A 26,321-nucleotide genomic window follows, 5' to 3' on the forward strand; every position below is an offset into this window, starting at 1 on the left:
CATGAACGAAGATCGATCGAGTAACGGGCACAGGTCCTGGCTGGAACGGATTGTCCAGGCTTTTGCCCACGAGCCCAAGAGCCGCCAGGAACTCCTGGAGCTGCTCCGTGAGGCTCACGAAAACAAGGTGCTCGACAGTGAAGCCTTATCCATTGTCGAGGGCGCTATCTCTGTTGCCGACCTGCAAGTACGCGACATCATGGTGCCGCGCTCACAGATCATTAGCGTCAAGGCCCACCAGACGCCCCAGGAGTTTCTGCCGGCCGTTATCGAGGCCGCTCACTCCCGGTATCCAGTCATTGGCGAGACGCCTGACGATATCCTTGGCGTCCTGCTCGCCAAGGACCTGCTGCCCCTGATCATTCACGGTGACCAAGCCTTCGATCTCAAGACTATTCTGCGCCCGGCCACCTTTGTTCCAGAATCCAAGCGGCTCAATGTGCTTCTGCGTGAGTTTCGTACCACGCACAACCATATGGCCATTGTGGTGGATGAGTATGGTGGTGTGGCAGGTCTTGTCACCATTGAGGACGTGCTTGAGCAGATCGTGGGTGACATTGAAGACGAGCACGATGTCGAGGAAGAGAGCTTCATCAAACCGCTTCCCAGCGGGGACTTCATCGTCAAGGCGCTGACACCTGTCCAGGCCATCAATGATTTCTTCGACACAGAGTACCCCGATCAGGATGTAGATACAGTGGGCGGTCTTGTCATGAGCGCCTTCGGTCATCTTCCTCGCCGAAACGAGGAAGTGGTCATCGACGACTTCCGCTTTCGTGTACTCAACGCAGACGGTCGTCGCATCCATCTGCTGCGCATGACTCCGCTCACCGAGCGATAAACTGCAGCGGCCTGTCTGCTCGCCTGAGCAGGCAAGCCGCTGAATAGCCCCGTATATACCTCTCTTAGTAGCTAGCAGCACCTGGCATCCATTAAGCTTGCGCACCGCTGCATAGACCAAGGATTTCCGATGCGCTGGATGATTACTCCCGGCTGGAAAGGCAATTTGCTGGCACTGGTTGCCGGCGCACTAACGCCCCTCGCACTGGCGCCGTTCAACTTCTGGCCGCTGGAAATAGTATCGATTGCCCTCTTCTATCTTTCATTGCGCGAATTGCGCGCCGGATGGGCCTTTCTGCGAGGCTGGTGCTATGGCCTGGGGGCCTTTCTGGCGGGTACGAGCTGGGTATATGTCAGCATCCACGACTACGGTGCGGCATCCATGCCGTTGGCGGCGGGCCTCACGTTTGGGTTCTGCGCCGGTATTGCCCTGTTTTTTGCGCTGCCAGCCTGGTTATGGGTGCTTTGTTTGCGCCGCAATCATGCACCCGCCAGTGACGCCCTGGCCTTTGCAGCGCTTTGGTTTGGCCTGGAACTGTTCCGCAGCTGGTTCCTGACCGGCTTTCCCTGGCTGTTTGCAGGCTACAGCCAGATGGATGGCCCGCTGGCCAGCCTTGCTCCAGTAGGAGGTGTCTGGCTTCTGTCATTCAGCGTGGCGTTGATCGCCGCTCTGCTCGTCAATATTCCCTGGCTGATTCGCAGACCCGTCAGCCTGGTTGCAGGTATCGTCCTGCTGATTGCACCCTGGTTCGGCGCCATTGCCTTCAAAGGACAAGTCTGGACTCAGCCAGCCGGCGAGCCGCTCAAGGTAGCCGCCATGCAAGGCAATATTGCCCAGGAACTCAAGTGGGATCCGGGCCATGTGCAGGATACGCTGGCCCTGTATCGCCAGATGACTATTCGGGAAGGCAAGACCGATCTGATTGTCTGGCCGGAAAATGCCATTCCAGTGCTCAAGGAATATGCTGACGGCTATTTACAAGACGTTACGGCTATCGCCAACCAGCGCGGCGCAACGCTTATCACGGGCATTCCGGTACGTGAGCGTGACGACAAGGGCCAGGATCGTTTTTATAACGCGCTAACGGTCAATGGCGACAATACAAACACGTATTACAAACAGAAGCTGGTGCCGTTTGGCGAGTATGTTCCCTTGCAGGAGCAGCTACGCGGACTGATCACCTTCTTCAACCTACCGATGTCCGATTTCGTCCCGGGCCCCGAAGGTCAGCCGTTGTTGACGGCCAAGGGATACCAGATCGCCCCGTTCATCTGCTATGAAGTGGTCTATCCGGAATTCGTGGCAGACATGGCCACCCGTAGCGATCTTCTGCTGACGGTAAGTAACGACACATGGTTCGGTAAATCATTCGGTCCTCAGCAGCATCTGCAAATGGCCCGGATGCGTGCATTGGAAAGTGGTCGCTGGATGATCCGGGGCACCAATAATGGTGTCACGGCCCTGATTGACCCCTTTGGCCGCATCACCACCCAGATTCCGTCATTTGAGCTGGCTACACTGCATGGGTCGGTCGTGCCGATGAAGGGAGCCACACCTTACCTGACCTGGCGCCTCTGGCCGCTGGCCATTCTGTGTGGCTTGCTGGTGCTTTGGGCGCTGGCTCGTAGAGGCCTTGAGCGCTCCCGCCCTATCGTCTAAGGACAGACAGTGGCAGGCCAGCTGCCTGGCCTGCCCTACTTCAACGGTAGGCCAGCGGATAGGCTATGAGCCCTATCGCTTCGTTCAACAGAATCATGCTTTGGGCAATTGCCTTGGCCTCGGGCACCCATCCTCCCAGCGGCTTGCCGTTAGGCGTGCTCATGAATCCCATTGGCGCAGCGATCACCTCGAACCCCTGGCGCTCGAAGCACCACCGGGCACGCGCCATATGAAACGCCTGGGTAACCAGCACGATTCGCTTAACACCTGCTGGTTTGAGAATAGCCGCGCTGAGCGTCGCATTTTCCCACGTGGTACGGCTGTCTTTCTCCTGCCACCGCACCGATACGCCCAGGTCTTTTTCCATGACCTCGGTCATCAATTCCGCTTCGCTGGGAGGCGAAGACAAAGGTGAGCCTCCGGAAATAAGAATTGGCAGCTGAGAGACCTTGGCGATACGTGCCGCATAGCGAACACGCTCAATGCCCATCGCGCTGGAGACATCGCCTTCCCACGCCGGATCGTTACGCTCCCGGGAAGCACCCAGGATAACAATGGCATCTGCATGCTGCGCCAGAGACGACCAATCAGCCTGAGCCAGAGGCGGATCACGCTCGATCAGGCGCGCCTCCCATTCAACCGCAATCGGCAGACTGATCAGCCAGAAACCACCTGCGCCCACGATCAGGCAGGCAACCGAAATTCGGGGCCAACGCTTGCGAAGCACGATACCGGCCCATAACAGCAGCAAAAGCAGGCCTGGCGGCATCAACAGCTGCTTGCAAACGTAGCGAATCAACATCGAGACATCCATGACGTCAGGCACATCCCTGGTCTAGCTGGAAAAACGAGACGTGATAATAACGCGTAGGAAGCGGATTACCGAGGTGCAGGCATCCGAAGCGGAGTCAGATAGCGCAAGTATCCGTGCTGCAGACCTTGTGAGTCATGCACAGGGGGCACCGCTCGATTTGTTGTCCAGCGTTAACTTGCAGCCCGCAACGCAGGCAGCGCACTGCCACTGACGACTTTCCCAGACGGGAAGGCCTCGGATAAATCAGTTCCTGACAGGCATGAACCCATTGATCATTTCTGACCAGCCACGCCCTGATGATGTCCAGATCCTCCTGATGAAGGCCGGAAATTTCTATTTCCTGCTGCGCCCTGCGGTGCAAACGCTCCGCCGTGGCAGCCTCGTCCAGAGCACGCTCCAGACGCCGTTGCAAACGCTCCAGCGGAAGTCTCGCCAGGCGCTGCGCTGTGTCATGACTCATAGATAGCCTCCGGAAAGTCCTATCCTGCTGTTACCCAAGCGTAGTGCGCGATTGGCGAAACCGCGAGCCGATAAAATGACGAATTTCACTTTTATGAAATAAAACGCTTTCTGGCTAAAGGTTCCTTGCGTGGAGACGGTTCATGTATGCTTACCGGCTTATCTAATTGCTTTTCGTAGCCGCAGATCACGCCATGCACGAACATTACCAACCCCGTGAGATAGAAGCCGCCGCCCAATCCTGGTGGGAACAGAACAATGCCTTCTCTGTGACGGAGCAGCCGGGAAAGGAGAAGTACTACTGCTTGTCCATGTTCCCCTACCCAAGCGGCAAGCTGCACATGGGGCACGTCCGCAACTACACCATCGGTGATGTGATTGCCCGCTATCACCGCATGCAGGGCAAGAATGTCCTGCAACCCATGGGTTGGGATGCCTTCGGTATGCCGGCGGAAAACGCCGCGATGAAAAATAACGTCGCCCCTGCCAAGTGGACGTACGAAAACATCGAATACATGAAGAACCAGCTCAAGAGCCTAGGCCTTGCCATCGACTGGTCGCGCGAAGTCACGACGTGCAAGCCCGACTACTATCGCTGGGAGCAGTGGCTGTTCACCCGCCTGTTCGAGAAAGGCATCATCTACCGCAAGAACGGCACCGTGAACTGGGATCCGGTCGATCAGACCGTACTGGCCAACGAGCAGGTCATCGACGGCCGCGGCTGGCGCTCCGGCGCGCTGATCGAAAAGCGCGAGATTCCGATGTACTACTTCCGCATCACCGATTATGCGGAAGAACTGCTGGCGTCTCTGGATGATCTACCCGGCTGGCCCGAGCAGGTCAAGACCATGCAGCGCAACTGGATTGGTAAATCCCGCGGCATGGAAGTCCAGTTCCCCTATGACCAGACTTCCATTGGTCATGCTGGCGCACTCAAGGTCTTCACAACGCGCGCCGACACACTGATGGGTGCCACCTATGTCGCTGTCGCGGCCGAGCATCCGCTGGCTACCCAGGCAGCGCAGAACAATCCCGAGCTGCAGGCTTTCATTGACGAATGCAAGCGTGGCGGCGTGGCAGAAGCCGACATCGCCACCCAGGAAAAGAAAGGCATGCCGACGCCCTTGTTCGTCGAGCATCCGTTAACGGGTGAAAAATTGCCGGTATGGGTCGCCAACTACGTCCTGATGCATTACGGCGAAGGTGCGGTCATGGCCGTTCCAGCACACGACGAGCGCGATTTTGAATTCGCGACCAAATACAATCTGCCCATCAAGCCGGTCGTACGTACCAGCGCTGGTGACGAGACCCCTGCTCCCTGGCAGGCTGCCTATGGCGAGCACGGCACGCTGATCAACTCCGGCGAATATGACGGCCTTGATTTCAATGCGGCGTTTGAAGCCATCGCTGCGACCCTGCAGACCAAAGGTCTGGGCGAGCCGCGCACTCAATTCCGCCTGCGCGACTGGGGCATCAGCCGTCAGCGTTACTGGGGCTGCCCGATCCCGATCATCCACTGCGATAGCTGTGGTGATGTTCCCGTTCCGGAAGATCAACTGCCGGTCGTTCTGCCAGAAGATGTGATTCCAGACGGTGCAGGCTCTCCTCTGGCCAAAATGCCGGAGTTCTACGAGTGCTCCTGCCCCAAATGCGGCAGCGCTGCCAAGCGCGAAACCGACACCATGGACACGTTTGTCGAGTCGTCCTGGTACTTCGCCCGCTACGCATCGCCCAAGTTTGAAGGTGGTATGGTCGATAAGGATGCTGCCAACTACTGGCTGTCCGTCGACCAATATATTGGCGGTATCGAGCACGCGATTCTTCACCTGCTCTATGCACGCTTCTTCCATAAATTGATGCGTGACGAGGGGCTTCTCTCCTCCGATGAGCCGTTCAAGAACCTGCTGACCCAGGGCATGGTAGTCGCTGAAACCTATTACCGCATGGATGAAAAAGGCGGTAAGGACTGGTTCAACCCGGCTGACGTGGAAGTCGAGCGTGACGCCAAGGCCAAGGTCATTGGTGCCAAGCTGAAGACGGACGGTCTGCCGGTAGAAATCGGCGGCACCGAAAAGATGTCCAAATCAAAGAACAACGGAGTGGACCCGCAGGCCATGATCGATCAGTACGGCGCCGACACGTGCCGCCTGTTCATGATGTTTGCCTCCCCTCCGGACATGAGCCTCGAGTGGTCCGACTCCGGCGTTGAGGGCGGTAGTCGCTTCCTGCGTCGCGTCTGGCGTCTCGCCCAGGCGCATATCAGCCAGGGCCTTACCTCTGCTCTGGATGTGGCAACGCTGACAAACGAGCAGAAGGAAGTCCGTCGCGCCACTCACCTTGCGATCAAGCAGGCCAGCCAGGATATTGGACAGAACCACAAGTTCAACACGGCCATTGCAGCTGTGATGACATTGATGAATGTGCTGGAAAAAGCGCCGCAGACCACCGAGCAGGACCGCGCGTTGATGCAGGAAGGCCTGGAAACCGTCGCGTTGCTACTGGCACCGATTACGCCCCATATCTGCCATGCATTGTGGAATGAGTTGGGGCATGCCGATGCCGTTATCGATGCCCGCTGGCCAAGCGTGGATGAAAGCGCCCTGGTACAGGACACCCTGCAGATCGTGATTCAGGTAAACGGCAAGTTGCGTGGCCACATTGAGGTCGCAGCCCAAGCCAGCCGTGAAGACATCGAGGCTGCTGCCCGTACGAACGAAAATGTTCTGCGCTTTACTGAGGGGCTGACAATCCGCAAAGTGATTGTTGTTCCTGGCAAGCTGGTCAATATCGTCGCCAATTGAGGCTGAACGGAGTGAAAAAGATCATGATGAAACGGAGCTTTCCCTGCCTTGCGGCGATTGGAATGACCGTGTTGTTAAGTGCTTGTGGTTTTCAGCTGCGAGGTACAGGCGACACCGAACTGTCGCTGCGTGAGCTGAGTCTTTCCGCCCGTGACAGCTACGGTGAAACGGTCAAGCAGGTAAGAACCATGCTTGAAAGCAATCATGTAAACGTCAACCCGGGCGCAACCTATACGTTGTACCTGGCAGGTGAGCAGCAGACGCAACGCACTGCGAGCTATACCGCGGGCGCACGTAGTGCTGAAATCGAGCTGACGACCAAACTGCCCTATGAAATTCGTGGCCGCAACGATGCCGTGCTGCTGCATGATGATCTGGAAACGCAGCGTTACTACGTGACGGATGAAAACAACATCATCGGTTCCGAGCAACAGGCTCAGCAGCTCCGTCGGGAAATGCGTGCAGAACTGGTCCGCCAGCTGGCTTCGCGCCTGCAGACCATTACACCCCAGCGGCTCGACAAGTTGCAAAGCGAGGCTGATGCACGAGCGCGTGCCGAGGCCGAGGCCGCACGCGCAGCGCAGCAGAACATGCCGCCACAACAATCTCCGATCGAAATACCCACCCGCTAACGACTACGGGGCCTTATGGCCCCGTATTTTTATCCTATGAAACTGAACCCTGCTCAACTCGCCAAGCACCTGCAAGGACAGCTGGCGCCAATTTATATAGTCAGCGGTGACGAGCCCCTGCTTTGCCAGGAGGCAACCGATGCCATTCGAGCCTCGGCGAAAAGCCAGGGGTTTGATGAACGTCAGGTGTTCAACGTAGAAAATAACTTTGACTGGAGCCTGCTTTACGAAGCAGGGGCAAGCCTGTCTCTGTTTGCCCAGAAGCGTCTGATCGAATTACGCATTCCAAACGGCAAGCCTGGTGATAAAGGTGCCGAAGCGCTACTACGCTATCTATCGCGCCCTGCTGAAGATACATTGCTGCTCATCAGCCTGCCCAAGCTGGATGGCAGTGCCCAAAAGACCAAATGGGCCAAGGCCCTGATTGAACATGCTGACGTTCAGTTCATTCAGATCTGGCCCATCGATGTTCATCAACTGCCTCAATGGATCCGCCAACGCCTTTCTCAGGCAGGTCTGGCCGCCTCGCAGGAAGCGGTCGAACTGATTGCCGTCCGGGTAGAAGGCAACCTGCTTGCAGCCGCCCAGGAAATTGAAAAACTCAAGCTCTTGGCCGAAGGCAACCAAATTGATGTCGCCACTGTACAGGCAAGCGTTGGTGATAGTGCCCGCTTCGACGTTTTTGGCCTCATCGATGCGGTTCTAGCAGGGGAGGCCAATCACGCGTTACGTATTCTGGAGGGCCTTCGCGGCGAGGGTGTCGAGCCGCCAGTGATCCTGTGGGCACTGGCCCGAGAGCTGCGGCAACTGGCCAACCTTGCGCAACAGCAAGAACAGGGTATACCACTTGACCGCGCGTTTGCGCAGGCAAAGCCCCCGGTCTGGGAGAAAAGACGTCCACTCATAAGCCGCGCCCTGCAACGACACTCTACTGCCAAACTGAGTCGCCTATTGCTGGATGCCCAGCTTGTGGATGCGCAGATCAAGGGCCAGGCCCCGGGTGATACTTGGACAACCCTGCGCCAGTTGACCTTGTTGTTGGCGGGTCAACGCTTCTCCTTGCCTTCTGCCGCTCTGGATACATTCTCACGATAATCGTAAGATGCCGGTCTTCGCGCAACCGCGCATTCAGACCGAGTACTCTCATGACCAAAAAACAGCGAAGGCCCAACAAGGCCAAATCCACCATTGCCCAGCCCCTGTTTCGCTGTCGACAGGAAAAGCCCAAGAAAGGCAAAGGCAGTTATCGCCGTGAAGCCTTCCCAACTGATGATGGGAAGGCTTTTTTATTGGTAGCCGCATAATTCCATCCGTCCTCCCTTCTCCAAACGAAGACGCCTCGATTCAGGCATGTTATGGTGACGAGTCTGTTGACGCACCCGGTGGAGATTCATGCAACACGGGAAAAAACGCAGGCTGAAACACGGCAGCCTTATCGCAGGCACTCTGGCGACATTGATCACAGGGGTCATTGCTGCCTGTGCACAAACACAGACGCAGAGCGAAACGGCCACGCCAGCCGTCACGAACGCACCTACCTCTGCCTCACAAAGCCGCCCCGCCAATACGACGCCTGAGCCTGCTCCGCAGGAAAGCTTCGAGCAATGGCGAGACCGCTTCCGGCAGGACGCTCAAGCGGCCGGTATTACTACCGCAACCTTCAATCAGGCTTTCGCAGGCGTGACTCCTGACGATGCCGTGATTGCAGCGGACCGCAGCCAACCCGAATTTACCCGTCCTGTGTGGGAATACCTGTCGTCTGCAGTTTCCCAGCAGCGCATTTCAAACGGCCAGAAGCTACTAACCCAATATTCGAGCCTTCTGGCGCAACTCGAGGCACGTTACGGCATCGAGCCAGAACGCCTTGTGGCCTTCTGGGGTATCGAAAGCAACTATGGCAACAACATGGGCACCAAGAGCGTTATTCGTTCTTTGGCAACCCTGGCTTATGAGGGACGGCGCCCCGCCTTCGCGCAGGCGCAACTGCTGGCCGCACTGACCATCATCCAAAATGGCGATATTACGCCTGAGCGCATGATTGGCTCCTGGGCTGGTGCCATGGGTCAAACGCAGTTCATTCCAACGACCTACAATGAACATGCCGTCGACTTTGATGGTGATGGTCGTCGGGATATCTGGGGCTCCAATGCTGATGCGTTGGCCTCAACGGCCAACTATCTGAAAGCCTCCGGTTGGCAGGACGGAAAGCCGTGGGGTTTTGAAGTTCGCCTGCCACAGGGCTTCGATTACGCTCAAGCAGACATGGACATCCGCAAGCCCTTGTCAGATTGGCAGGCCATGGGTGTTCAAGGCGCAACGACGCCCCTCTCCCCTGCGTACTCCATGGAGCAGGCTTCTCTACTGCTTCCAGCGGGACATCGAGGGCCAGCCTTTTTGGTCTTCAACAATTTCCGGACCATTCTTCGATATAACAACTCATCATCCTATGCGCTAGCCGTGGGGCTTCTATCAGATAGCTATAAGGGCGCCGGTAAAGTCAGCGCAGCCTGGCCGCTCGAGGACGTTCCACTCAGCCGCAGCGAGCGAGTCGAACTTCAGCAGCGCCTGGCAGACCGAGGTTTTACGCCTGGTGCTGCTGACGGCATCATAGGTGCCAATACCCGCAAAGCCATACGAGCGTTCCAGCAGACGCTGGGCTGGCCAGCAGACGGCTACCCTACCCCATCCCTGCTGGCTCGTTTACGTTCCTGACAGGCAATAAAAAAGGCGCTTAAAGCGCCTTTTTTATTGCCGTTCGATCAGGAGATCTTGCTGCCATGCGCCTGCTGGTCGGCATGATAGGAGGAGCGAACCAGCGGGCCGGATGCCACATTCTTGAAGCCCATCTTTTCGCCTTCCTCGGCAAACCAGGCGAAGGTATCCGGATGAACAAAGCGCTGTACCGGTAAGTGATTACGAGAAGGCTGTAAATACTGGCCCAGGGTCAGCATGTCGATGTCATGCTCGCGCATGCGCTTCATGACTTCAATGACCTCATCGTCCGTCTCGCCAAGCCCCAGCATCAGGCCTGACTTGGTGGGGACGTGTGGTACACGCTGCTTGAACTTCTGCAGCAGATCCAGCGACCACTCGAAATCGGAGCCCGGACGAGATGACTTGTACAGGCGCGGCACCGTCTCCAGGTTGTGGTTGAAGACATCCGGCGGCTCGGTAGCGGTGATATCCAGCGCGATATCCATACGGCCACGGTAGTCAGGTACCAATGTTTCCAGCTGGATGCCAGGAGACAGCTGGCGGATCTCCCGCAGACAGTCAGCAAAATGCTGAGCGCCACCGTCTCGCAGGTCATCACGGTCTACCGATGTAATGACGACATACTTCAGACGAAGGTCGGCAATCGCGACAGCCAGATTTCGTGGCTCATCGACATCCAGAGGCTTTGGACGGCCATGCCCCACGTCACAGAAGGGGCAACGACGTGTACAGATGTCGCCCATGATCATGAACGTGGCTGTACCGCCAGAGAAGCATTCACCCAGGTTGGGGCAAGAGGCCTCTTCACAGACGCTATGCAGCTTATGCTTGCGAAGCAGCTGCTTGATGCGCTCCACTTCTGGCGTCACTGGAATTCGTACGCGAATCCAGTCAGGTTTACGTGGCAGCTCTTCGGTCGGAATGATTTTGACCGGGATGCGGGCAACCTTTTCTGCACCACGCAGTTTGACGCCCATTTCAACTTTCTTGCGCGCAGGCGCTTCAGCGATGGGCGTCTCGACGTTCACACTGTCTTGCACTGTTGTCATGTCAGCTCTTTTCCAGGGTGATCTGGTCAGCATAGCCAAGCTGTGACACGAGCTGCTCACGCAGCCGCTGGGTCACCTCGGCAAATTCGATCGGCCCGGCATGATCGCGTAGCTGGGTCATGGCCAGGCCGGCATAACCGCAGGGGTTGATTCGACGGAACGGCGCCAAGTCCATGTCGACATTCAAGGCCAGACCATGGAAGGAGCGTCCGTTACGGATACGCAAGCCAAGGGATGCGATCTTTGCACCCTTGACATAAACACCAGGGGCATCAGGCTTTGCATACGACTCGACCCCGTAGCTGGCCAGCACGCCAACCAGGCTTTGCTCGATTCGGGATACAAGCTCACGAACCCCCAACCCCAATCGCCTGACATCCAGAAGCAGATAGGCAATCAGTTGTCCCGGCCCATGGTACGTTACTTGGCCGCCTCTATCGACCTGTATGACAGGAATTTCACCGGCATTGAGCAGATGCTCGGCCTTGCCTGCCTGCCCCTGGGTGAATACGGCGGGGTGCTGCAGCAACCAGACCTCGTCCAGCGCTGAAGGATTGCGTTCGTCAGTAAAGCGCCGCATGGCCTGCCAGGTCGGCTCATAGGAGACCAGGCCCAGCTCTCGGAAGCCGAGCGTCTTATCCATTACAGCACCATATGGACGCGGCCAGTGGTGCGCAGGTCCGAATGGATCGATTGCAACTGCTCGACACCGGTAGCGCGGATCAGGACCTGTACTGACAGAAAGCGGCCGTTACGGCTATCACGCGTGACCAACGTTGTAACGTCCAGATCCGGTGCATGGCGCTGAATGATTTCAACTACCAGATCAGTAAAACCGTCTCCGGCATCACCGATCACCTTGATCGGATAGTTATCGCAAGGAAATTCAATTTTTGGAGCTTGAGTGTCAGTATCAGTCATGGCATTCGCGGGTCTGGGGCCCGAAGGTAGAGACGCCCGCTAAAGCGGGCGTCTTGAGATCAGTTGAACAATCCGTAGAAGAATAGACGAATGCTATCCCACAACTTACGGAAGAAACCACCTTCTTCGACCGGCTGCAAGGCTACCAGGTCAGCAGTGTGCATGACCTTGTCATCCAGCTTCACTTCCACCTTACCAATAGGCTGACCCTTGGCAATCGGTGCAGTGATCTGCGGGTTCATAACAATTTCGGCTTTCAGCTTTTTTAGCTGACCGCGGGGCAGCGTCATAGTCAGGTCGTCTGCCAGACCAGCAGAAACCTCATGCTCGGTGCCTTTCCAGACCGGCGCACGCGCAAGCTCTACACCCTTCTTGTAGAAGGATTGGGTTTCGAAGAAGCGGAAACCATAGGTCAGAAGCTTCTGGGTTTCGGCAGCACGGGCCTGCTCGCTGTTTGTGCCAAATACCACTGCAATCAGACGCATGCCCTCACGGACAGCAGAAGCAGCCAGACAATAGCCCGCTTCATCAGTGTGGCCGGTTTTCAAACCGTCAACGGTCTTGTCACGCCACAGCAGGAGATTGCGGTTAGGCTGCTTGATGTTATTCCAGAAGAATTCCTTCTGGGAGTAGATGGCATAGTGAGTCGGCTCTTCATAGATGATTGCACGAGACAGCTTGGCAATGTCATGGGCAGAAGAGTAATGGTCCGGGTTAGGCAGACCTGTAGCATTCATATAGTGGGTATTGCTCATGCCCAGGCGCTGTGCCGTGGTATTCATCATGTCAGCAAACGCATCTTCACTTCCGGCGATATGCTCGGCCATGGCCACGCTCGCGTCGTTGCCTGATTGAATGATGATGCCGTGGAGCAAGTCGCTAACCGAAACCTGGTTGCCTACCTGGATGAACATCCGGGAACCACCGGTACGCCAGGCATGCTCGCTCACGTTGACCATATCGCCCTCCTTGATACGGCCACGCTGAATTTCTAAGGTCGCTATATAGGCGGTCATCAATTTAGTCAGACTGGCCGGAGGCAAGCGCTGGTCGGAATTATATTCCGTGATGATCTGGCCACTGCTCGCATCCATGAGAACCCAGGACTTGGCAGCAAGCTGCGGGGGCGAAGGAATCATCGGCTCGGCCGCCCAGGCGGCTGGCGCAGCGATGAGCAGAACGAGCAAAAAGACGCGTTGAGCTAAGGTGGTGATGTTCATCCGACTCTCTAATGGTTAAGCAGACTAATTAAACAAGCCCAGAGGGCATATACACAGAGCGTCCTTGCTCCTAATCCGGACGTACCAGCGAGGCTTGCCCCAGATTGGCAAGACGCACGGTATTTTGCAGCTGACTGGCCTCACCCTGCGTGCCAATCGGCCCGAGTCTCACGCGGTGCAGAGTCTGCTGGTTGCGCACGACCGAGCTGATAAAGACCGGGGCAGCTGTCAGCTCGCTGAGTTTGTCCTTCAGGAGCTCCGCAGCGTCCGGGTTGGCGAAGGCGCCCACCTGGAGATACAGCCCACCGGCTTGTGCAGAAGCGTTTTTTTTTGAGTCGATCTCAAGCGGCACAACCGGCGCGGCATGTTGTTGCGGAGGCGGATTATAGGTTTCAACCGTGGCCACTGTCTGTGGTTTTACAGGTACCGGAGCGGCAGGCGCACGTTGCGGCTGCGCCAGCACCATTGGCATCGGGCGGCCTTGCTGAGCCCACCATTGTGCCGGATCGATACCCTCGACACGCACATGGGCCGTTCCTGTCTCGGCGTAACCAAGCTTTTTGGCAGCCGCAAAAGACAGGTCAATCACGCGATCTGAATAGAACGGACCACGATCATTGACCCGAACGATGACGCTTTTGCCATTATCCAGGTTGGTTACACGAACGTAGCTGGGTAGCGGCAGGGTCTTGTGAGCGGCAGTCATGCCATAGAGGTCATAGGTCTCGCCGTTCGCCGTGGCCTGACCATGAAACTTGGTGCCATACCAGGAGGCAGTCCCGGTGACACGATAGCTCGTAGCATCGTTCAGCGGGAAATAGGTCTTGCCCAGCACCGTGTAGGGGTTGTTCTTGATGGGCCCGTAGTTGGGCATCGGAACGGCATCAGGAATACGTGAAACATCCACATCCCACCAAGGAGCACCGTCCTTATGCGGGCGTGAGTAACTACCAGCACTTGCATTGGACCCATAGGTGGTCGGACTTTTTGGGGATGGGCTTGAGCAACTTGCCACTAGTCCAGCCAGGGCAAGGCAGGTCGCGGCGGTCAAACCCCGATTAAAATAATTCATTGCGACGCCCCATGCGTATGACGCTCAGCAATAGCCTCCGCCAGCTGATTTACAGCCATGGCATACATGACGCTACGGTTGTAGCGTGTAATTGCATAGAAATTGGGCAGTCCCATCCAGTATTCAGGACCTGCATCACCGTCCAGCCGGAATGAGGTGACACGCAGGTCATCCCTTAACGGCTCGGATGGATTCCAGCCCAGCGCACGCAACTCTGCCACGCTTTTAACCGGCTCGATACCCTGAACGACACCCTGCTCGACTTTATCGCCACGTACCTGAGCGCGCACCGCCACGTTGCCACCCGCAGTCCAGCCGTGGCGCTTGAAATAGCTGGCGACGCTGCCGATGGCGTCGGCCTTGTCGTTCCAGATATCGATATGGCCACTGTTATCGAAATCTACAGCGTAGGCACGGAAACTGCCTGGCATGAACTGCGGAAGGCCCATGGCACCAGCATAGGAGCCGGTCAAGCTGAGCGGATCGAACTGTTGCTCACGACTCAAAAGCAGGAATTCACGCAGCTGATCTCTGAAGAATGGCGCTCGCTGAGGGTAATCAAAGGCCAGCGTCGACAGCGCATCCAGCACCCGGTAGTTGCCCTTGTTTCGACCATAGAAGGTTTCGACGCCAATGATGGCAACGACGAATTGAGGCGGAACGCCATATTCCCGCTCAGCCTTCGCCAGCGACTCGGCATTTTCGTTCCAGAATGTGACGCCCTGATCGATGCGCTTGTCGGTTACGAAGATAGGGCGGTACTCGCTCCAAGGCTTTACTCGCTCCGCAGGACGAGAAATGGCGTCGAGAATACTCTGCTTGCGCTCGACTTCACCGAACAGCTCCTTTAACTGCTGTCCGGCAAAGCCATAGTTGCGCGTCATCTCGTTGATGAAGCTGGCAACCTGAGGCGAATCATCATAGTCGCCGGCCGTTGCGGCGCCCGTAATCCCTATCGCTCCCAGCAGACCGAAGCACTGAAGGCAGCGGCCCATCCATCCAAACGGTGTCAGCATTGCGTCCTTCACTTAAATCACGATTGGGCGATCCACTTCCGATGTGTGTGGATCGCCATCAAAACTCCAAAACCGCACAGCAACGTCACTACGGACGTACCGCCATAGCTGATAAACGGTAACGGCACTCCAACCACGGGCAGCAAACCGCTGACCATGCCAATATTGACGAAGACATAAACGAAAAATGTCATCGTCACGCTACCAGCCAATAGCTTGCCAAACAATGTTTGCGCCTGGATGGTAATCGTCAGCCCTCGCCCTATCAGCAGCAGATACAAGCACAGCAGCAGACATACGCCGACCATGCCGAACTCTTCTCCGAGGACGGCAATGATAAAGTCCGTATGGCTTTCGGGCAAAAAATCCAGATGAGATTGCGTTCCCAGAAGCCAACCTTTGCCAAATACGCCACCTGATCCAATGGCCGCTTTCGACTGAATGATGTTCCATCCAGACCCTAGGGGGTCCATTTCAGGATCCAAAAACGTTAGTACTCGCCGCTTCTGATAATCGTGCATGACGAAAAACCACATGGCTACCGCAACCGGTGCCGCCGCCGCCACTGCACCGATAAGCCAGCGCCACTGCATACCTCCGACGAACAGGACGAAGCCACCCGAAGCGAGAATGAGCATGGCGGTCCCAAGGTCCGGTTGATCAAGGATCAACACAAAGGGGATGCCGATTGTGATCAGGCTGACAACAATATGCTTGAAGCTGGGAGGAAGGCTGCGCTTGGACAGATACCAGGCCACCATCATGGGCATGAGCAGCTTCATGAATTCGGATGGCTGAAAACGGATGACTCCCGGAATATTGATCCAGCGGGTAGCCCCCATGGCGTTATGGCCCATGACATCCACGACCACCAGTAGTGCCACCCCAATGAGATAACCCAACGGCACCCAGCGAGCCATGAAGCGGGGCTCGAATTGTGCAATCACGATCATGGCCACCAGACCCAGCCCGAACGATGTGCCCTGTTTGATCACCAAGTCCCAGCTTTTACCGCTTGCTGAGTAGAGTACAAACAGACCGACAGCCCCGAGCATGAGCAATATCAACAGCAATGGGCCATCAATGTGCATCCGCTGCAGCAGGGTGGAGCGGCGGCGCATGACGTCGCCTTCGGGTATCGTCCGGTCGAAGTTAGTGTTCATGGCTTGGTTGACTCCGCAACAACCGGTTTGGCGTATTCAGCCTTGAGCTTACCGTTTTCATCCAGCAGCCAGGCATCAGCCACTTCCTTAAGTACGGGAGCAGCAATCCCGCTGCCCGATTCTCCGTTTTCAACCATGACGGAGATGGCTATCTGTGGGTTGTCAGCTGGCGCAAATCCTACGAACAGCGCATGGTCACGGTGACGTTCCTTGAGCGCGGCGGAGTTGTAACGCTCGTTCTGGCGAATCGCGACCACCTGTGCAGTACCGCTCTTGCCTGCGATTCTATAAGCGGCAGTAGCGCCCATCTTGTGCGCCGTACCACGTGCGGCATGAACTACCGCCTCCATGCCCTGAGTGACGCGCTCCCAGTTCGCAGGGTCCTTGAGCAGGATATCCGGCATCGGGTTTGGATCAACGGGCTTTTGATTTTCAATGGTTTTGGCCAAATGCGGGCGAATCCACTTACCGTGGGTGGCAATGAGGCTGGTGACCTGAGCCAATTGCAAAGGCGTTGTCTGCATATAGCCCTGGCCAATTCCCAGGATCAGCGTCTCACCGGGGAACCACACCTGACGGCGCGTGACACGTTTCCACTCCCGAGAGGGCATCAGGCCCGAAGCCTCTTCGAACATATCCAGCGAGACCCGCTGCCCAACGCCAAAACGGCTCAGGTAATCATGCAGCCGATCTATGCCGATCTTGTGGGCAAGATCATAGAAATAAGTATCATTGGAACGCATGATGGCGGTTTCGAGATCCACCCATCCATCACCACTGTGGTTCCAGTTGCGATATTTGTGATCGTAATTGGGCAGCTGGTAATAGCCCGGGTCAAATACCCGGGTACTGGGTGTCACCACACCGGCATCCAACCCAGACAGTGCTACAGCAGGCTTGATGGTGGAGCCTGGCGGGTATAAACCGCGCAAGACGCGGTTATACAGTGGACGGTCAATGGAGTCGCGAAGCTCTGCATAATCCTTGAAACTGATGCCGGCCACGAACAGATTGGGGTCATAGCTGGGCTGACTGACCATGGCCAGCACTTCCCCAGTACGTGGCTGGATAGCGACGATGGCTCCACGTCGTCCTCCCAGAGCCTTCTCCGCAGCGGCCTGCAGGTTGGCATCCAACGTCAGCACGATATCCTTTCCAGGCTTTGGATCGGTACGATTCAGAACACGCAGCACGCGCCCCCGCGCATTGGTTTCGACTTCTTCATACCCTACCTGTCCATGAAGCTCGCTTTCATAGAACCGTTCGATGCCGGTCTTGCCGATATGGTGGGTACCGCTGTAGTTGACCGGATCCAGCTTTTTCAGCTCTTGCTCGTTGATACGGCCGACGTATCCAACCGAATGCGCAAAGTGCTCACCCAGTGGATAATGCCGTACCAATTGGGCAGCGACATCGACGCCCGGCAATCTGAACTGGTTGACCGCAATACGGGCAATCTGGTCTTCAGTCAGCTCAAACAGGATGGGAACCGGCTCGAAAGGCCGCCGCCCCTGCTTCATTCGCTTTTCGAAGAGCTCCTTGTCCTCAGATTGCAGCCCCAGCACCTCAACAACCGTGTCGAGGGTCTTCTTCCAGTCACCTGCCCGCTCACGTGTCACGGTCAGGCTAAAGCTGGGCCTGTTATCCGCCAGAATGACCCCGTTTCGGTCATAGATCAGCCCCCGCGTCGGCGGAATCGGCTGCACGTGCACGCGGTTGTTTTCAGAAAGCGTAGAGTGATAGTCGTACTGCATAACCTGCAGGTAGTACATACGCGCTACCAGCAGGCACGACAAAAACGCAATCACGGCCATGCCGATGAACACGCGCGAACGGACCTGGCGAGCGTCTTTTTCGTGGTCCTTGAGACGAATCGGTTGCGGCATCGACGAGTGGAAACGAGATTACTTGTGGTAAGGGTGCCCAGCCAAAAGCGTCCAGGCTCGATAAATCTGCTCGCCGACCAGAATACGTACAAGCGGGTGAGGCAAGGTCAAGGGTGACAATGACCAACGCTGCTCACTGCGCGCCATGACCTCCGGCGCGAGCCCTTCCGGGCCACCGACCATGAGATTGACGTTACGGGCATCAAGTCGCCAGCGGGAAAGTGTTTCGGCCAGTTGCTCCGTGCTCCACGGTCGACCGCCCACCTCCAGCGTTACTATACGCTCTCCAGGCTGAACCTTTGCCAACATGGCTTCACCTTCCTGACGGATAAGTCTGGCCACATCAGCATTCTTGCCTCGGGTATTAAGTGGAATTTCCACCAGTTCCAGAGGCAGTTCAGGCGGGAGACGCTTGACGTACTCTTGCCAGCCTTCTTCGACCCAACGCGGCATGCGCGAGCCGACAGCAATCAATCGCACACGCACGGTATCACTTACTCGCCATGGGCTGCGCGACTTTGCTCTGCACCGCGCCAGAGGCGCTCCAGATCATAGAATTCACGGGTAGCCGGCAACATGACGTGCACCACAACGTCACCCAGATCCAGCAGTGCCCATTCACCTGCTTCCAACCCTTCACTACCCAAGGGCTGGACGCCGTTCTTCTTGACCTTTTCCACAACGTTATCCGCCAGTGATTTCACATGACGGCTCGAGGTGCCGCTGGCGATAACCATGACATCCGTCACGCTGGTCTTGTCGCGCACATCCAGCACGGTAATGTCTTGGGCTTTCATGTCTTCCAGCGCGTCAACCGCGAGCTGAACGAGTTGTTCACTTTGCATAACTACGTATAAACCTCATATTCAAGTCGTAGCACGGTACAGGCCGTGCGTTTCGATATAGTTCATTACCGCGTCCGGCACGAGGAAACGTACCGACTTTCCTGCAGCAAGCAGGCCCCGTATTTGAGTGGCAGATACCGCCAGGGGCGTCTGCCAGATGTAGGTGATCTGCCCCGCTGGCCCGGAAAGCGCCTGGGGATCGGACTGCGTACGCGCAGCGATCAGATCACAGAGTGCCTGGGGTGGCTCGCTGTCCGCATCGGGACGCTGCAGGACCAGAATGTGGCAATGATCCAGGAGTTCAGTCCATCGATGCCATCCTGGCAATCCACAGAAGGCGTCCCAGCCCAACATCAGTAAAAGCTGCACATGTGGCCCCATATCCCGGCGCAGCGCTTCAAGCGTTTCGATCGTATAGGAGGGGCGTTCACGTCGAAACTCAATATCATCCACACGCAAATACTCGACACCTTCAACAGCCAACCTGACCATTTCCAACCGCTGCTGAGCCGAAACCTGCGGAGCGTTACGATGAGGTGGACGCGCCCCGGGAATCAGCCGCAACTCATCGAGCCCTAGCTGTTCGGCCACTTCCAGCGCACTGCGCAAATGGCCGATGTGAATCGGATCGAAAGTGCCGCCGAACAATCCGATACGTGTGACCATCAAGAACGAACTTGCCCGTCACCAAGGACGATATACTTTTCGCTGGTAAGACCTTCCAGCCCTACCGGTCCGCGGGCATGCAGCTTGTCGGTCGAAATTCCGATTTCTGCGCCGAGTCCATATTCAAACCCGTCGGCAAAGCATGTGGGCGCATTGACCATCACGGAACTTGAATCCACTTCCGCCAGGAACTGCCGCGAACGACCCAAGTGCTCCGTTACAATGGAATCGGTGTGATGCGAGCCATAATGGTTGATATGTGTAATAGCCTCTTCGATGTCGGCCACTACCTTGATTGACAGAACAGGAGCCAGATATTCAGTACTCCAGTCCGCATCATGAGCAGGGACGGCATTGATGATATCACGCGTGCGCTCACATCCCCTGAGTTCCACGCCCTTTTCCCGCAACGAGGCAGCCATGTTCGGCAAAAAGGCATTGGCAACTGCGGCTTGCACCAGAAGGGTTTCCATCGCCCCGCAGATACCATAGCGATAGCACTTGGCATTGAGTGCAATGCGATGCGCCTTTTCCACATCGGCATACTCGTCCACATAAACGTGGCAGATACCATCCAGGTGCTTGATCACAGGAACCCGAGCATCCTGACTGATTCGCTCAATCAGCCCTTTACCGCCCCGGGGAACGATCACATCTACATATTCGGGCATGGTGATCAGGGCACCAACCGCAGCACGATCCGTTGTTTCGACAACCTGAACCGCTGCTGCTGGCAATCCTGCCGAAGCAAGCCCTTCCTGGATGCACAGCGCAATAGCCCGATTGGAGTGAATGGCTTCGGAGCCACCCCGCAGAATCGTGGCGTTACCGGACTTCAGACACAGGCTGGCCGCATCGATGGTCACATTGGGACGTGACTCGTAAATGATGCCAATGACACCCAACGGGACACGCATCTTACCGATCTGAATACCTGAAGGGCGATAGCTCATATCACGGATAGCCCCCACAGGATCCGGCAAGGCGGCAACCTGACGCAATCCAGCGATCATGCCATCGATACGCGCAGGGGTCAGCGCCAGACGATCCAGCAGTGCTGAGTCGAGTCCTGCTACGCGACCTGCTGCCAGATCTCTCTCATTGGCCTCAACCAGTAACGGTCGCGCACGATCCAGCGCATCTGCAACAGACAGAAGCGCATTGTTCTTCTGTGCAGTCGAAGCTCTGGCCAAAAGGCGCGAAGCTTCACGGGCCGCACGGCCCAAGCGGGTCATATAGTCGTGCACGGACTCGGTCATGGCAAAAATGAGTTTGGCTGAAAATTAAACAATTATACCGGGGTAAACCCAAGACGGACAGTCATGACATGCAGCCGTCATAGATTGAAAAGCTTTAACGCTTCAGCCCTGGACCCGAAACGGAAGCGCCTGGGTATTATCGAGACGGCGAACCGGTTTCTATTCCACATAACGCCTACTGAACCGCTCATCGCCAGATTAGTCGAAAACGCGTTATAGCAAAGGACCTACCCTCTCTCTCATGACAGCCTTTCTTGCCGACCTGAATGCCTGGTTAAGTGCGCATCCCCATTGGTTGGGAGCTGCCGTATTCATCACGGCCTTTCTCGAATGCCTCGCACTGGCAGGCCTACTGGTGCCTGGCACCTTTGCCCTGTTTGGCATCAGCGTACTGGCAGGCAGCGGTGTGCTGGGTCTTAGCGAGACCCTTATCCTGGGCTACCTGGGTGGTCTGCTGGGGGATGCCGCCTCGTATTATCTGGGCAGACGATTCCATCAGAATATCCGGAGCCTTCCCGGGCTGCGCACCCATCCAGAATGGATTTCGTCAGCAGAGACCTTTTTCCAGCGCAACGGCATTACCAGCTTGTTGATAGGCCGCTTCATTGGGCCGCTGAGGCCCATGCTGCCCATGATTGCTGGAATGCTGGACATGCCTGTTATCCGCTTTACGGTCGTCAGCCTCATCGCCGCGGCAGGCTGGTCGATTGTATACCTGCTCCCGGGCTGGATGACCGGTGCGGCCTTTCGCCTTCCTCTGCCGCCTGACTTCTGGCCCCAAGCCGGAATCATAGCCGGCAGTGCAGCCGTTTTGCTTGTATTCATCATGCATGCCACCTTGCGCGAGCGCAGCGGCTCGACCTTTATGATTGCTGTGCTGACCTTTGTGCTTCTGCTTGCCTTGTTACTGGGCTGGCAGCATTTGCGTTCGCTGGATGAAGGCATCATGACCCTCGTTCAGGAGCACCGGCAGCCCTACCTGAACAGTGTTGCGGTCATCATTACCCGCCTGGGCGACTTCCGAACCCAATTGGTCGTGGCAATCATTCTGATCGTGCTGCTGGGAGCGATGCGCCAGTGGCGCGGTATGTTCTTTTCCCTGGGCTCATTGCTGGGAACGGCGGTGGCCAACGGCACACTGAAAAACCTGCTGGCGCGAGCGCGTCCAGACATCCTGGCCGAACCACTGACAACCTATAGTTTGCCTAGCGGACATAGCTCGGCATCGTTTGCCTTCTTCCTGACCCTGGGTATTCTTGTCTCGCGCGGCCAATCCCCGCGAGTGAGACTGACATGGCTGGCCGTAGCCGCCCTGCCCGCTCTCACGATTGCTACAACGCGTGTCTACCTGGGCGTGCATTGGCCCACCGATGTCCTGGCAGGAGCACTGTTGGCGGGCAGTTTCTGCGCCCTGAGTCTGGCTGTCATGCAACGGCAGGCAAGGCTTCAGCCGCTGACGCTTCGCTTCTGGTGGATATTCATTCCAATCATACTTGCGGTCTTCACCTTTGCAGCCGCCTGGGCCTTGCCAGTTGCCATAGAACGCTATATGCCTGCTACGTAATAGCCCACCTCACTCCTGCAGGCTGGACAGCAGTTCATGAAGGCGATCCAGGCGCTCACCTGGATCGTCAAGCGAAAGCAGCTCGTTTTTCTGATCAGGTGTAAAAGGCAGCAGGTATCCTAGCTGGTAACCCAATTCGCGCTGCCCATTGGCCGTCCCATCCAGATCCAGCGCAGCCACCATAGGATGCTCGGCCAATGCCTGCAACAGGGCAGCCAAGTCATCATGCTGATCGCTCAAAGGGCGCTCGGCCGGCTCGTCCAGCCATTCAACCGTACCCATAGTCAGCTGATCATCCTGAACTTCGGTATCCAACAGTCGAAACCGCCGTACACCCTCGACTCTGACGCCCAGCAACCCATTGGACTGCTGCTGCCAGTCCCTGACTACCGCTTCGCAACCGAAGCCTCCTAGACGGGTTGGTGCAGCACCCACTTCCTCTCCTTCAAGGATAGTCACCACACCAAAACCGATGTTCTGCTTGAGACAGCGACTGATCATGTCGAGGTAGCGAGGCTCGAACAGCTGCAGATCCAAGGGGCAGCCTGGAAAAAGCGTGGTCGACAGGGGAAACAAGGGAAGCTTCATAAGGCATCTCGATCTATCGTCAGGATTGCCTATTGACGCCTTTAAGTCCGCCACGTGCAATGGCGGACCCGAAAAACGTCACATTTAGAAGCGATAAACTTCCGCACCCGTACGAATGGGAATGATCTTGGGAAGCTTTGCGGGTGCCTCAACTTCTTGAGCCACTTGTGTCCTGGGCTGCCTGGAAGATGACTTGGCGGCCTTCCTGGACGCCTGCTCAGCTGCAATGACCGCACCGGATAGCTGCTTGGCCAGCTGCTGCAGCAGAAGGCTCTGGGCTCTGACCTGATCAGCTTCGGTTCCGTTGTGATTCTCCTCAAGGTGAACCATCCGACTGCCCCTGAGCTTTTCATTACTATCCAGCAGGTGCCAGCGTGCATCGAGGACAGCAGACTGCTTCGGGCCGGAGTCCAGGCGAGAAATCTCCAGTTCAACCATGATCTCAGGTTTGTACCCTTCGGGGGCATCTCCTATCACGACCCTGTTACTGTTGAGACGCCACGCCATCTGACGGAGCAGTACATGCTGCATATCATCAGTGAGAGAGCCTGCCCAGCGCGCCTTGCTGTCCGATAAGGAACCATCGGGGTGCCGCTGCAGCAGGGTGTCGTGCTGCAGATAATTGGCAATGTTCAGGCTGCGAATTTGCACGGCGGTGCCGGCCCTGGTCTTGGGAACCGAAGCCGTCCCGCTGTCCAGCTGATAATAATGAGCCGGATATAGGCTAGCGCAGCCGCCCAGACCCAAGGTCATGGTAGCTGCAAGCAATGCCATCAAACACGTTCGCTTCATTGAGTACCTACTGTCGAGCCACGTCCTGGCTGAAACCGATTACGTCGGACGAAAACAGACGGCGAATCATCCTAGAATTTTACGCCATCTTCCAGCCAATCCGATCAAATCTCGACATCCAAGGCATCAACACGCTGGAAACCGCGTGGCAGTTTGTTGCCGCGACGCCCGCGCTCACCTCTGTAATGCTCAAGGTCATCGCCCTTGAGGGACAGGGTCCGCTTGCCTGCCTGCAACACCAGCTGACCACCTGGCGGTACGATGGCAAAGCCCACCATGTACTCTTCACGACTGGCGACCTTATCACCGGGAATCCCAATGATCTTGTTGCCTTTACCCTTGGCCAGCTGAGGCAGATCAGACACATTGAAGACCAGCAGACGCCCTTCAGTCGTAACTGCTGCAAGCAGATCCTGCTCAGCATTGCGAACCACCTTAGGCACCATGACCTGCGCCCCCGCCGGCAAGTTAATCAAGGCCTTGCCCGCCTTGTTCTTGGCCTGCAGATCTTCGCCTTTGACAACGAACCCATATCCTGCATCGGATGCCATGACATACAGCTGCCCGTCATCCGGCAGAAGTACCGTTTCGAACGTAGCGCCCGGCGGCGGCGTAAGACGCCCCGTCAAGGGCTCACCTTGTCCCCGCGCAGAAGGCAGCGAATGTGCAGCCAGTGAATAGCTTCGCCCCGTGGAGTCGATAAAGACGGCAAACTGATTAGATCGCCCTGGCGCCGCGGCCTTGAATCCATCTCCCGCCTTGTAGGAAAGGCCGGTGGCATCGATGTCGTGCCCTTTGGCGCTGCGAACCCATCCCTTTTCAGACAGGACAACCGTTACCGGCTCAGTAGGCATAAGTTCGGTTTCAGACAACGCGCGCGCTTCCGCACGCTCGACAATCGGCGAACGCCGCTCATCGCCATACGCCTCGGCATCCTGGATCAGCTCATCGCGCACTAGCTTGCGTAGCTTCTTGTCGCTGCCCAATAGCCCTTGAAGTCGCTTCTGCTCTTTGAGGAGTTCGTCCTGCTCGCTCTTGATCTTCATTTCCTCCAGGCGCGCCAGCTGACGCAGCCGGGTATCGAGGATGTAGTCAGCCTGGGTCTCGCTCAACCCGAAACGAGCCATCAGCACAGCCTTGGGCTGCTCCTCGGTACGGATAATATGAATCACTTCGTCCAGATTGAGGAAGGCGATCATCAAACCTTCGAGCAGATGCAAGCGGCGCTCGACCTTGTCCAGACGGAACTGCAGGCGACGGCGTACAGTGCCGATACGGTACGTCAGCCACTCACCCAATACCTGCCGAAGGTTCTTGACCTGCGGCTTGCCATCCAACCCGATCACGTTGAGGTTTACGCGATAGCTGGACTCCAGATCGGTTGTGGCAAACAGATGCTGCATCAGCTCGTCGAGGTCGACCCGATTGGAGCGTGGCACGACAACAATACGGGTCGGGTTTTCATGGTCGGATTCGTCACGCAGGTCAGCGACCATCGGCAACTTTTTGGCTTGCATCTGGGCAGCGATCTGCTCCAGCACCTTGGCGCCCGACACCTGATGCGGCAGCGCTGTGATGACAACCTCGCCATCTTCCTTGCGGTATACGGCACGCATGCGTACGGAGCCGCGACCTGTCTCGTAAAGCTTCAGAAGATCCGCACGTGGGGTGACGATCTCTGCCTCGGTCGGAAAATCCGGACCTGGCACATGCTCGGTCAACTGAGTAACCGTTGACTGCGGCTCATCCAGCAGACGGATACACGCGGCGGCGACCTCCCGAAGGTTATGGGGAGGAATATCGGTAGCCATCCCTACGGCGATACCGGTCGTGCCGTTGAGCAACAGATTGGGCAGCCGAGCAGGCAATACCGCGGGCTCATCCATGGTGCCGTCGAAATTGGGCACCCAATCCACAGTACCCTGCCCCAGCTCAGTTAACAGGACTTCGGAATAGCGGGACAGCCGCGCCTCGGTATAACGCATGGCGGCAAACGATTTGGGATCGTCAGGGGCGCCCCAGTTGCCTTGGCCATCAACCAGTGGATACCGGTAGGAGAATGGCTGCGCCATGAGCACCATGGCCTCGTAGCAGGCACTGTCGCCATGCGGATGGTACTTACCCAGCACATCGCCTACGGTACGGGCTGACTTTTTGTGCTTGGCATCGGCGCTCAGGCCAAGCTCGCTCATCGCATAAATGATGCGCCGCTGCACAGGCTTCAAACCGTCGCCGATATGAGGAAGGGCTCGGTCCATGATGACGTACATGGAATAATTCAGGTACGCCTGCTCGGTAAAATCGGCCAGCGAACGGCGTTCTACACCGTCCATACTCAGATCGAGAGAGTCGCTCATGC

General features: G+C 56.8%; 25 protein-coding genes. 8 read left to right on the plus strand and 17 right to left on the minus strand.

The annotated features are described in order from the left end of the window. Position 1: 1 nt before the first annotated feature. Positions 2-841 (plus strand): HlyC/CorC family transporter, encoded by an 840-nt coding sequence (locus QWJ10_RS02630; RefSeq protein ID WP_019364055.1) that lies wholly within the window; start codon positions 2-4, stop codon positions 839-841. 129 nt (positions 842-970) lie between these two features. Continuing rightward, positions 971-2,500 carry an apolipoprotein N-acyltransferase gene (lnt, locus tag QWJ10_RS02635; RefSeq protein ID WP_289924189.1) on the plus strand — a complete coding sequence of 510 codons (1,530 nt, stop codon included), beginning with the start codon at positions 971-973 and terminating at the stop codon, positions 2,498-2,500. A 40-nt stretch (positions 2,501-2,540) separates the two neighbouring features. Here the strand turns inward: lnt and QWJ10_RS02640 are convergent, their stop codons facing one another. Then, complete coding sequence (locus QWJ10_RS02640; protein ID WP_289924191.1) at positions 2,541-3,302, minus strand: YdcF family protein; 762 nt, start codon at positions 3,300-3,302, stop codon at positions 2,541-2,543. A gap of 106 nt (positions 3,303-3,408) precedes the next feature. After that, on the minus strand, positions 3,409-3,774 hold the full coding sequence (locus tag QWJ10_RS02645; RefSeq protein WP_074823013.1) for a hypothetical protein: 366 nt from the start codon (positions 3,772-3,774) through the stop codon (positions 3,409-3,411). Positions 3,775-3,967: 193 nt separating this feature from the next. Between QWJ10_RS02645 and leuS the strand changes: the two genes are divergently transcribed. The 5 genes from leuS (at position 3,968) to QWJ10_RS02670 (ending at position 9,918) form a co-directional block, all read left to right on the plus strand. Next, positions 3,968-6,574, plus strand: coding sequence for a leucine--tRNA ligase (gene leuS, locus QWJ10_RS02650; protein ID WP_197872184.1), 2,607 nt, complete (start codon positions 3,968-3,970; stop codon positions 6,572-6,574). 23 nt (positions 6,575-6,597) lie between these two features. Further along, entirely contained in the window at positions 6,598-7,206 is a 609-nt protein-coding gene (gene lptE, locus QWJ10_RS02655; RefSeq protein ID WP_010797106.1) for an LPS assembly lipoprotein LptE, read from the plus strand. Positions 7,207-7,242: 36 nt separating this feature from the next. Further along, positions 7,243-8,301: a DNA polymerase III subunit delta gene (holA, locus tag QWJ10_RS02660; RefSeq protein ID WP_074823486.1), complete on the plus strand. Its 1,059-nt coding sequence runs from the start codon at positions 7,243-7,245 to the stop codon at positions 8,299-8,301. A 50-nt stretch (positions 8,302-8,351) separates the two neighbouring features. Continuing rightward, a complete protein-coding gene (arfA, locus tag QWJ10_RS02665; protein ID WP_074823016.1) occupies positions 8,352-8,510 on the plus strand; it encodes an alternative ribosome rescue factor ArfA in 159 nt (52 codons plus the stop codon). An 88-nt stretch (positions 8,511-8,598) separates the two neighbouring features. Beyond that, entirely contained in the window at positions 8,599-9,918 is a 1,320-nt protein-coding gene (locus QWJ10_RS02670; protein WP_197872182.1) for a lytic murein transglycosylase, read from the plus strand. Positions 9,919-9,965: 47 nt separating this feature from the next. Here the strand turns inward: QWJ10_RS02670 and lipA are convergent, their stop codons facing one another. The 12 genes from lipA to QWJ10_RS02730 form a co-directional block, all read right to left on the minus strand. Continuing rightward, positions 9,966-10,898: a lipoyl synthase gene (gene lipA, locus QWJ10_RS02675; RefSeq protein ID WP_085985617.1), complete on the minus strand. Its 933-nt coding sequence runs from the start codon at positions 10,896-10,898 to the stop codon at positions 9,966-9,968. 73 nt (positions 10,899-10,971) lie between these two features. After that, positions 10,972-11,613: a lipoyl(octanoyl) transferase LipB gene (gene lipB / locus QWJ10_RS02680; RefSeq protein ID WP_010797101.1), complete on the minus strand. Its 642-nt coding sequence runs from the start codon at positions 11,611-11,613 to the stop codon at positions 10,972-10,974. Then, positions 11,613-11,891 carry a DUF493 domain-containing protein gene (locus QWJ10_RS02685; RefSeq protein ID WP_010797100.1) on the minus strand — a complete coding sequence of 93 codons (279 nt, stop codon included), beginning with the start codon at positions 11,889-11,891 and terminating at the stop codon, positions 11,613-11,615. The genes lipB and QWJ10_RS02685 overlap by 1 nt, the downstream gene beginning before the upstream one ends. Before the next feature lie 59 nt (positions 11,892-11,950). Next, the gene (locus QWJ10_RS02690; RefSeq protein WP_125887217.1) at positions 11,951-13,111 is read right to left on the minus strand and encodes a D-alanyl-D-alanine carboxypeptidase family protein; all 1,161 of its coding nucleotides are present in this window, start codon (positions 13,109-13,111) and stop codon (positions 11,951-11,953) included. Between the two features lie 70 nt (positions 13,112-13,181). Next, positions 13,182-14,183, minus strand: coding sequence for a septal ring lytic transglycosylase RlpA family protein (locus QWJ10_RS02695; RefSeq protein WP_289924195.1), 1,002 nt, complete (start codon positions 14,181-14,183; stop codon positions 13,182-13,184). Continuing rightward, positions 14,180-15,178, minus strand: coding sequence for a lytic murein transglycosylase B (gene mltB, locus QWJ10_RS02700; RefSeq protein WP_289924536.1), 999 nt, complete (start codon positions 15,176-15,178; stop codon positions 14,180-14,182). The genes QWJ10_RS02695 and mltB overlap by 4 nt, the downstream gene beginning before the upstream one ends. Positions 15,179-15,216: 38 nt before the next feature. After that, positions 15,217-16,320: a rod shape-determining protein RodA gene (gene rodA / locus QWJ10_RS02705; RefSeq protein ID WP_019364043.1), complete on the minus strand. Its 1,104-nt coding sequence runs from the start codon at positions 16,318-16,320 to the stop codon at positions 15,217-15,219. A 38-nt stretch (positions 16,321-16,358) separates the two neighbouring features. Continuing rightward, entirely contained in the window at positions 16,359-18,248 is a 1,890-nt protein-coding gene (gene mrdA, locus QWJ10_RS02710; RefSeq protein WP_239381880.1) for a penicillin-binding protein 2, read from the minus strand. 18 nt (positions 18,249-18,266) lie between these two features. Further along, positions 18,267-18,734: a 23S rRNA (pseudouridine(1915)-N(3))-methyltransferase RlmH gene (gene rlmH, locus QWJ10_RS02715; RefSeq protein WP_010797094.1), complete on the minus strand. Its 468-nt coding sequence runs from the start codon at positions 18,732-18,734 to the stop codon at positions 18,267-18,269. A gap of 8 nt (positions 18,735-18,742) precedes the next feature. Next, positions 18,743-19,093: a ribosome silencing factor gene (gene rsfS / locus QWJ10_RS02720; protein WP_010797093.1), complete on the minus strand. Its 351-nt coding sequence runs from the start codon at positions 19,091-19,093 to the stop codon at positions 18,743-18,745. A gap of 21 nt (positions 19,094-19,114) precedes the next feature. After that, complete coding sequence (gene nadD, locus QWJ10_RS02725) at positions 19,115-19,759, minus strand: nicotinate-nucleotide adenylyltransferase (protein WP_010797092.1); 645 nt, start codon at positions 19,757-19,759, stop codon at positions 19,115-19,117. After that, on the minus strand, positions 19,759-21,018 hold the full coding sequence (locus tag QWJ10_RS02730; RefSeq protein WP_289924196.1) for a glutamate-5-semialdehyde dehydrogenase: 1,260 nt from the start codon (positions 21,016-21,018) through the stop codon (positions 19,759-19,761). The genes nadD and QWJ10_RS02730 overlap by 1 nt, the downstream gene beginning before the upstream one ends. A gap of 241 nt (positions 21,019-21,259) precedes the next feature. On the opposite strand from QWJ10_RS02730, the gene QWJ10_RS02735 reads away from it, so the two are divergent. After that, the gene (locus QWJ10_RS02735) at positions 21,260-22,582 is read left to right on the plus strand and encodes a bifunctional DedA family/phosphatase PAP2 family protein (protein ID WP_074823033.1); all 1,323 of its coding nucleotides are present in this window, start codon (positions 21,260-21,262) and stop codon (positions 22,580-22,582) included. Positions 22,583-22,591: 9 nt separating this feature from the next. On the opposite strand, the gene QWJ10_RS02740 is transcribed toward QWJ10_RS02735, so the two are convergent. The 3 genes from QWJ10_RS02740 to parC all read right to left on the minus strand — a co-directional run bounded on the left by QWJ10_RS02740 (position 22,592) and on the right by parC (position 26,319). Further along, positions 22,592-23,170 (minus strand): LON peptidase substrate-binding domain-containing protein, encoded by a 579-nt coding sequence (locus QWJ10_RS02740; RefSeq protein ID WP_125887222.1) that lies wholly within the window; start codon positions 23,168-23,170, stop codon positions 22,592-22,594. An 84-nt stretch (positions 23,171-23,254) separates the two neighbouring features. Next, positions 23,255-23,962, minus strand: a complete 708-nt coding sequence (locus tag QWJ10_RS02745) for an ABC-type transport auxiliary lipoprotein family protein (RefSeq protein WP_150348013.1) — start codon at positions 23,960-23,962, stop codon at positions 23,255-23,257. A gap of 104 nt (positions 23,963-24,066) precedes the next feature. Then, a complete protein-coding gene (parC, locus tag QWJ10_RS02750; RefSeq protein WP_010797087.1) occupies positions 24,067-26,319 on the minus strand; it encodes a DNA topoisomerase IV subunit A in 2,253 nt (750 codons plus the stop codon). Positions 26,320-26,321 lie beyond the last annotated feature (2 nt).

Source organism: Pseudomonas sp. WAC2, assembly GCF_030403525.1.
Lineage (GTDB): Bacteria > Pseudomonadota > Gammaproteobacteria > Pseudomonadales > Pseudomonadaceae > Chryseomonas > Chryseomonas luteola.

Coding starts and splice junctions, on each gene's coding strand:
- arfA (WP_074823016.1), top strand. CDS start 8,352: ATGACCAAAAAACAGCGAAGGCCCAACAAGGCCAAATCCACCATTGCC.
- QWJ10_RS02695 (WP_289924195.1), bottom strand. CDS start 14,183: ATGAATTATTTTAATCGGGGTTTGACCGCCGCGACCTGCCTTGCCCTG.
- parC (WP_010797087.1), bottom strand. CDS start 26,319: ATGAGCGACTCTCTCGATCTGAGTATGGACGGTGTAGAACGCCGTTCG.
- QWJ10_RS02630 (WP_019364055.1), top strand. CDS start 2: ATGAACGAAGATCGATCGAGTAACGGGCACAGGTCCTGGCTGGAACGG.
- QWJ10_RS02640 (WP_289924191.1), bottom strand. CDS start 3,302: ATGTTGATTCGCTACGTTTGCAAGCAGCTGTTGATGCCGCCAGGCCTG.
- QWJ10_RS02735 (WP_074823033.1), top strand. CDS start 21,260: ATGACAGCCTTTCTTGCCGACCTGAATGCCTGGTTAAGTGCGCATCCC.
- QWJ10_RS02740 (WP_125887222.1), bottom strand. CDS start 23,170: ATGAAGCTTCCCTTGTTTCCCCTGTCGACCACGCTTTTTCCAGGCTGC.
- nadD (WP_010797092.1), bottom strand. CDS start 19,759: ATGGTCACACGTATCGGATTGTTCGGCGGCACTTTCGATCCGATTCAC.
- QWJ10_RS02670 (WP_197872182.1), top strand. CDS start 8,599: ATGCAACACGGGAAAAAACGCAGGCTGAAACACGGCAGCCTTATCGCA.
- mrdA (WP_239381880.1), bottom strand. CDS start 18,248: ATGCCGCAACCGATTCGTCTCAAGGACCACGAAAAAGACGCTCGCCAG.
- QWJ10_RS02745 (WP_150348013.1), bottom strand. CDS start 23,962: ATGAAGCGAACGTGTTTGATGGCATTGCTTGCAGCTACCATGACCTTG.
- rodA (WP_019364043.1), bottom strand. CDS start 16,320: ATGCGCCGCCGCTCCACCCTGCTGCAGCGGATGCACATTGATGGCCCA.
- QWJ10_RS02730 (WP_289924196.1), bottom strand. CDS start 21,018: ATGACCGAGTCCGTGCACGACTATATGACCCGCTTGGGCCGTGCGGCC.
- leuS (WP_197872184.1), top strand. CDS start 3,968: ATGCACGAACATTACCAACCCCGTGAGATAGAAGCCGCCGCCCAATCC.
- lnt (WP_289924189.1), top strand. CDS start 971: ATGCGCTGGATGATTACTCCCGGCTGGAAAGGCAATTTGCTGGCACTG.
- holA (WP_074823486.1), top strand. CDS start 7,243: ATGAAACTGAACCCTGCTCAACTCGCCAAGCACCTGCAAGGACAGCTG.
- lipA (WP_085985617.1), bottom strand. CDS start 10,898: ATGGGCGTCAAACTGCGTGGTGCAGAAAAGGTTGCCCGCATCCCGGTC.
- rsfS (WP_010797093.1), bottom strand. CDS start 19,093: ATGCAAAGTGAACAACTCGTTCAGCTCGCGGTTGACGCGCTGGAAGAC.
- QWJ10_RS02685 (WP_010797100.1), bottom strand. CDS start 11,891: ATGACTGATACTGACACTCAAGCTCCAAAAATTGAATTTCCTTGCGAT.
- lptE (WP_010797106.1), top strand. CDS start 6,598: ATGATGAAACGGAGCTTTCCCTGCCTTGCGGCGATTGGAATGACCGTG.
- mltB (WP_289924536.1), bottom strand. CDS start 15,178: ATGGGCCGCTGCCTTCAGTGCTTCGGTCTGCTGGGAGCGATAGGGATT.
- lipB (WP_010797101.1), bottom strand. CDS start 11,613: ATGGATAAGACGCTCGGCTTCCGAGAGCTGGGCCTGGTCTCCTATGAG.
- QWJ10_RS02645 (WP_074823013.1), bottom strand. CDS start 3,774: ATGAGTCATGACACAGCGCAGCGCCTGGCGAGACTTCCGCTGGAGCGT.
- QWJ10_RS02690 (WP_125887217.1), bottom strand. CDS start 13,111: ATGAACATCACCACCTTAGCTCAACGCGTCTTTTTGCTCGTTCTGCTC.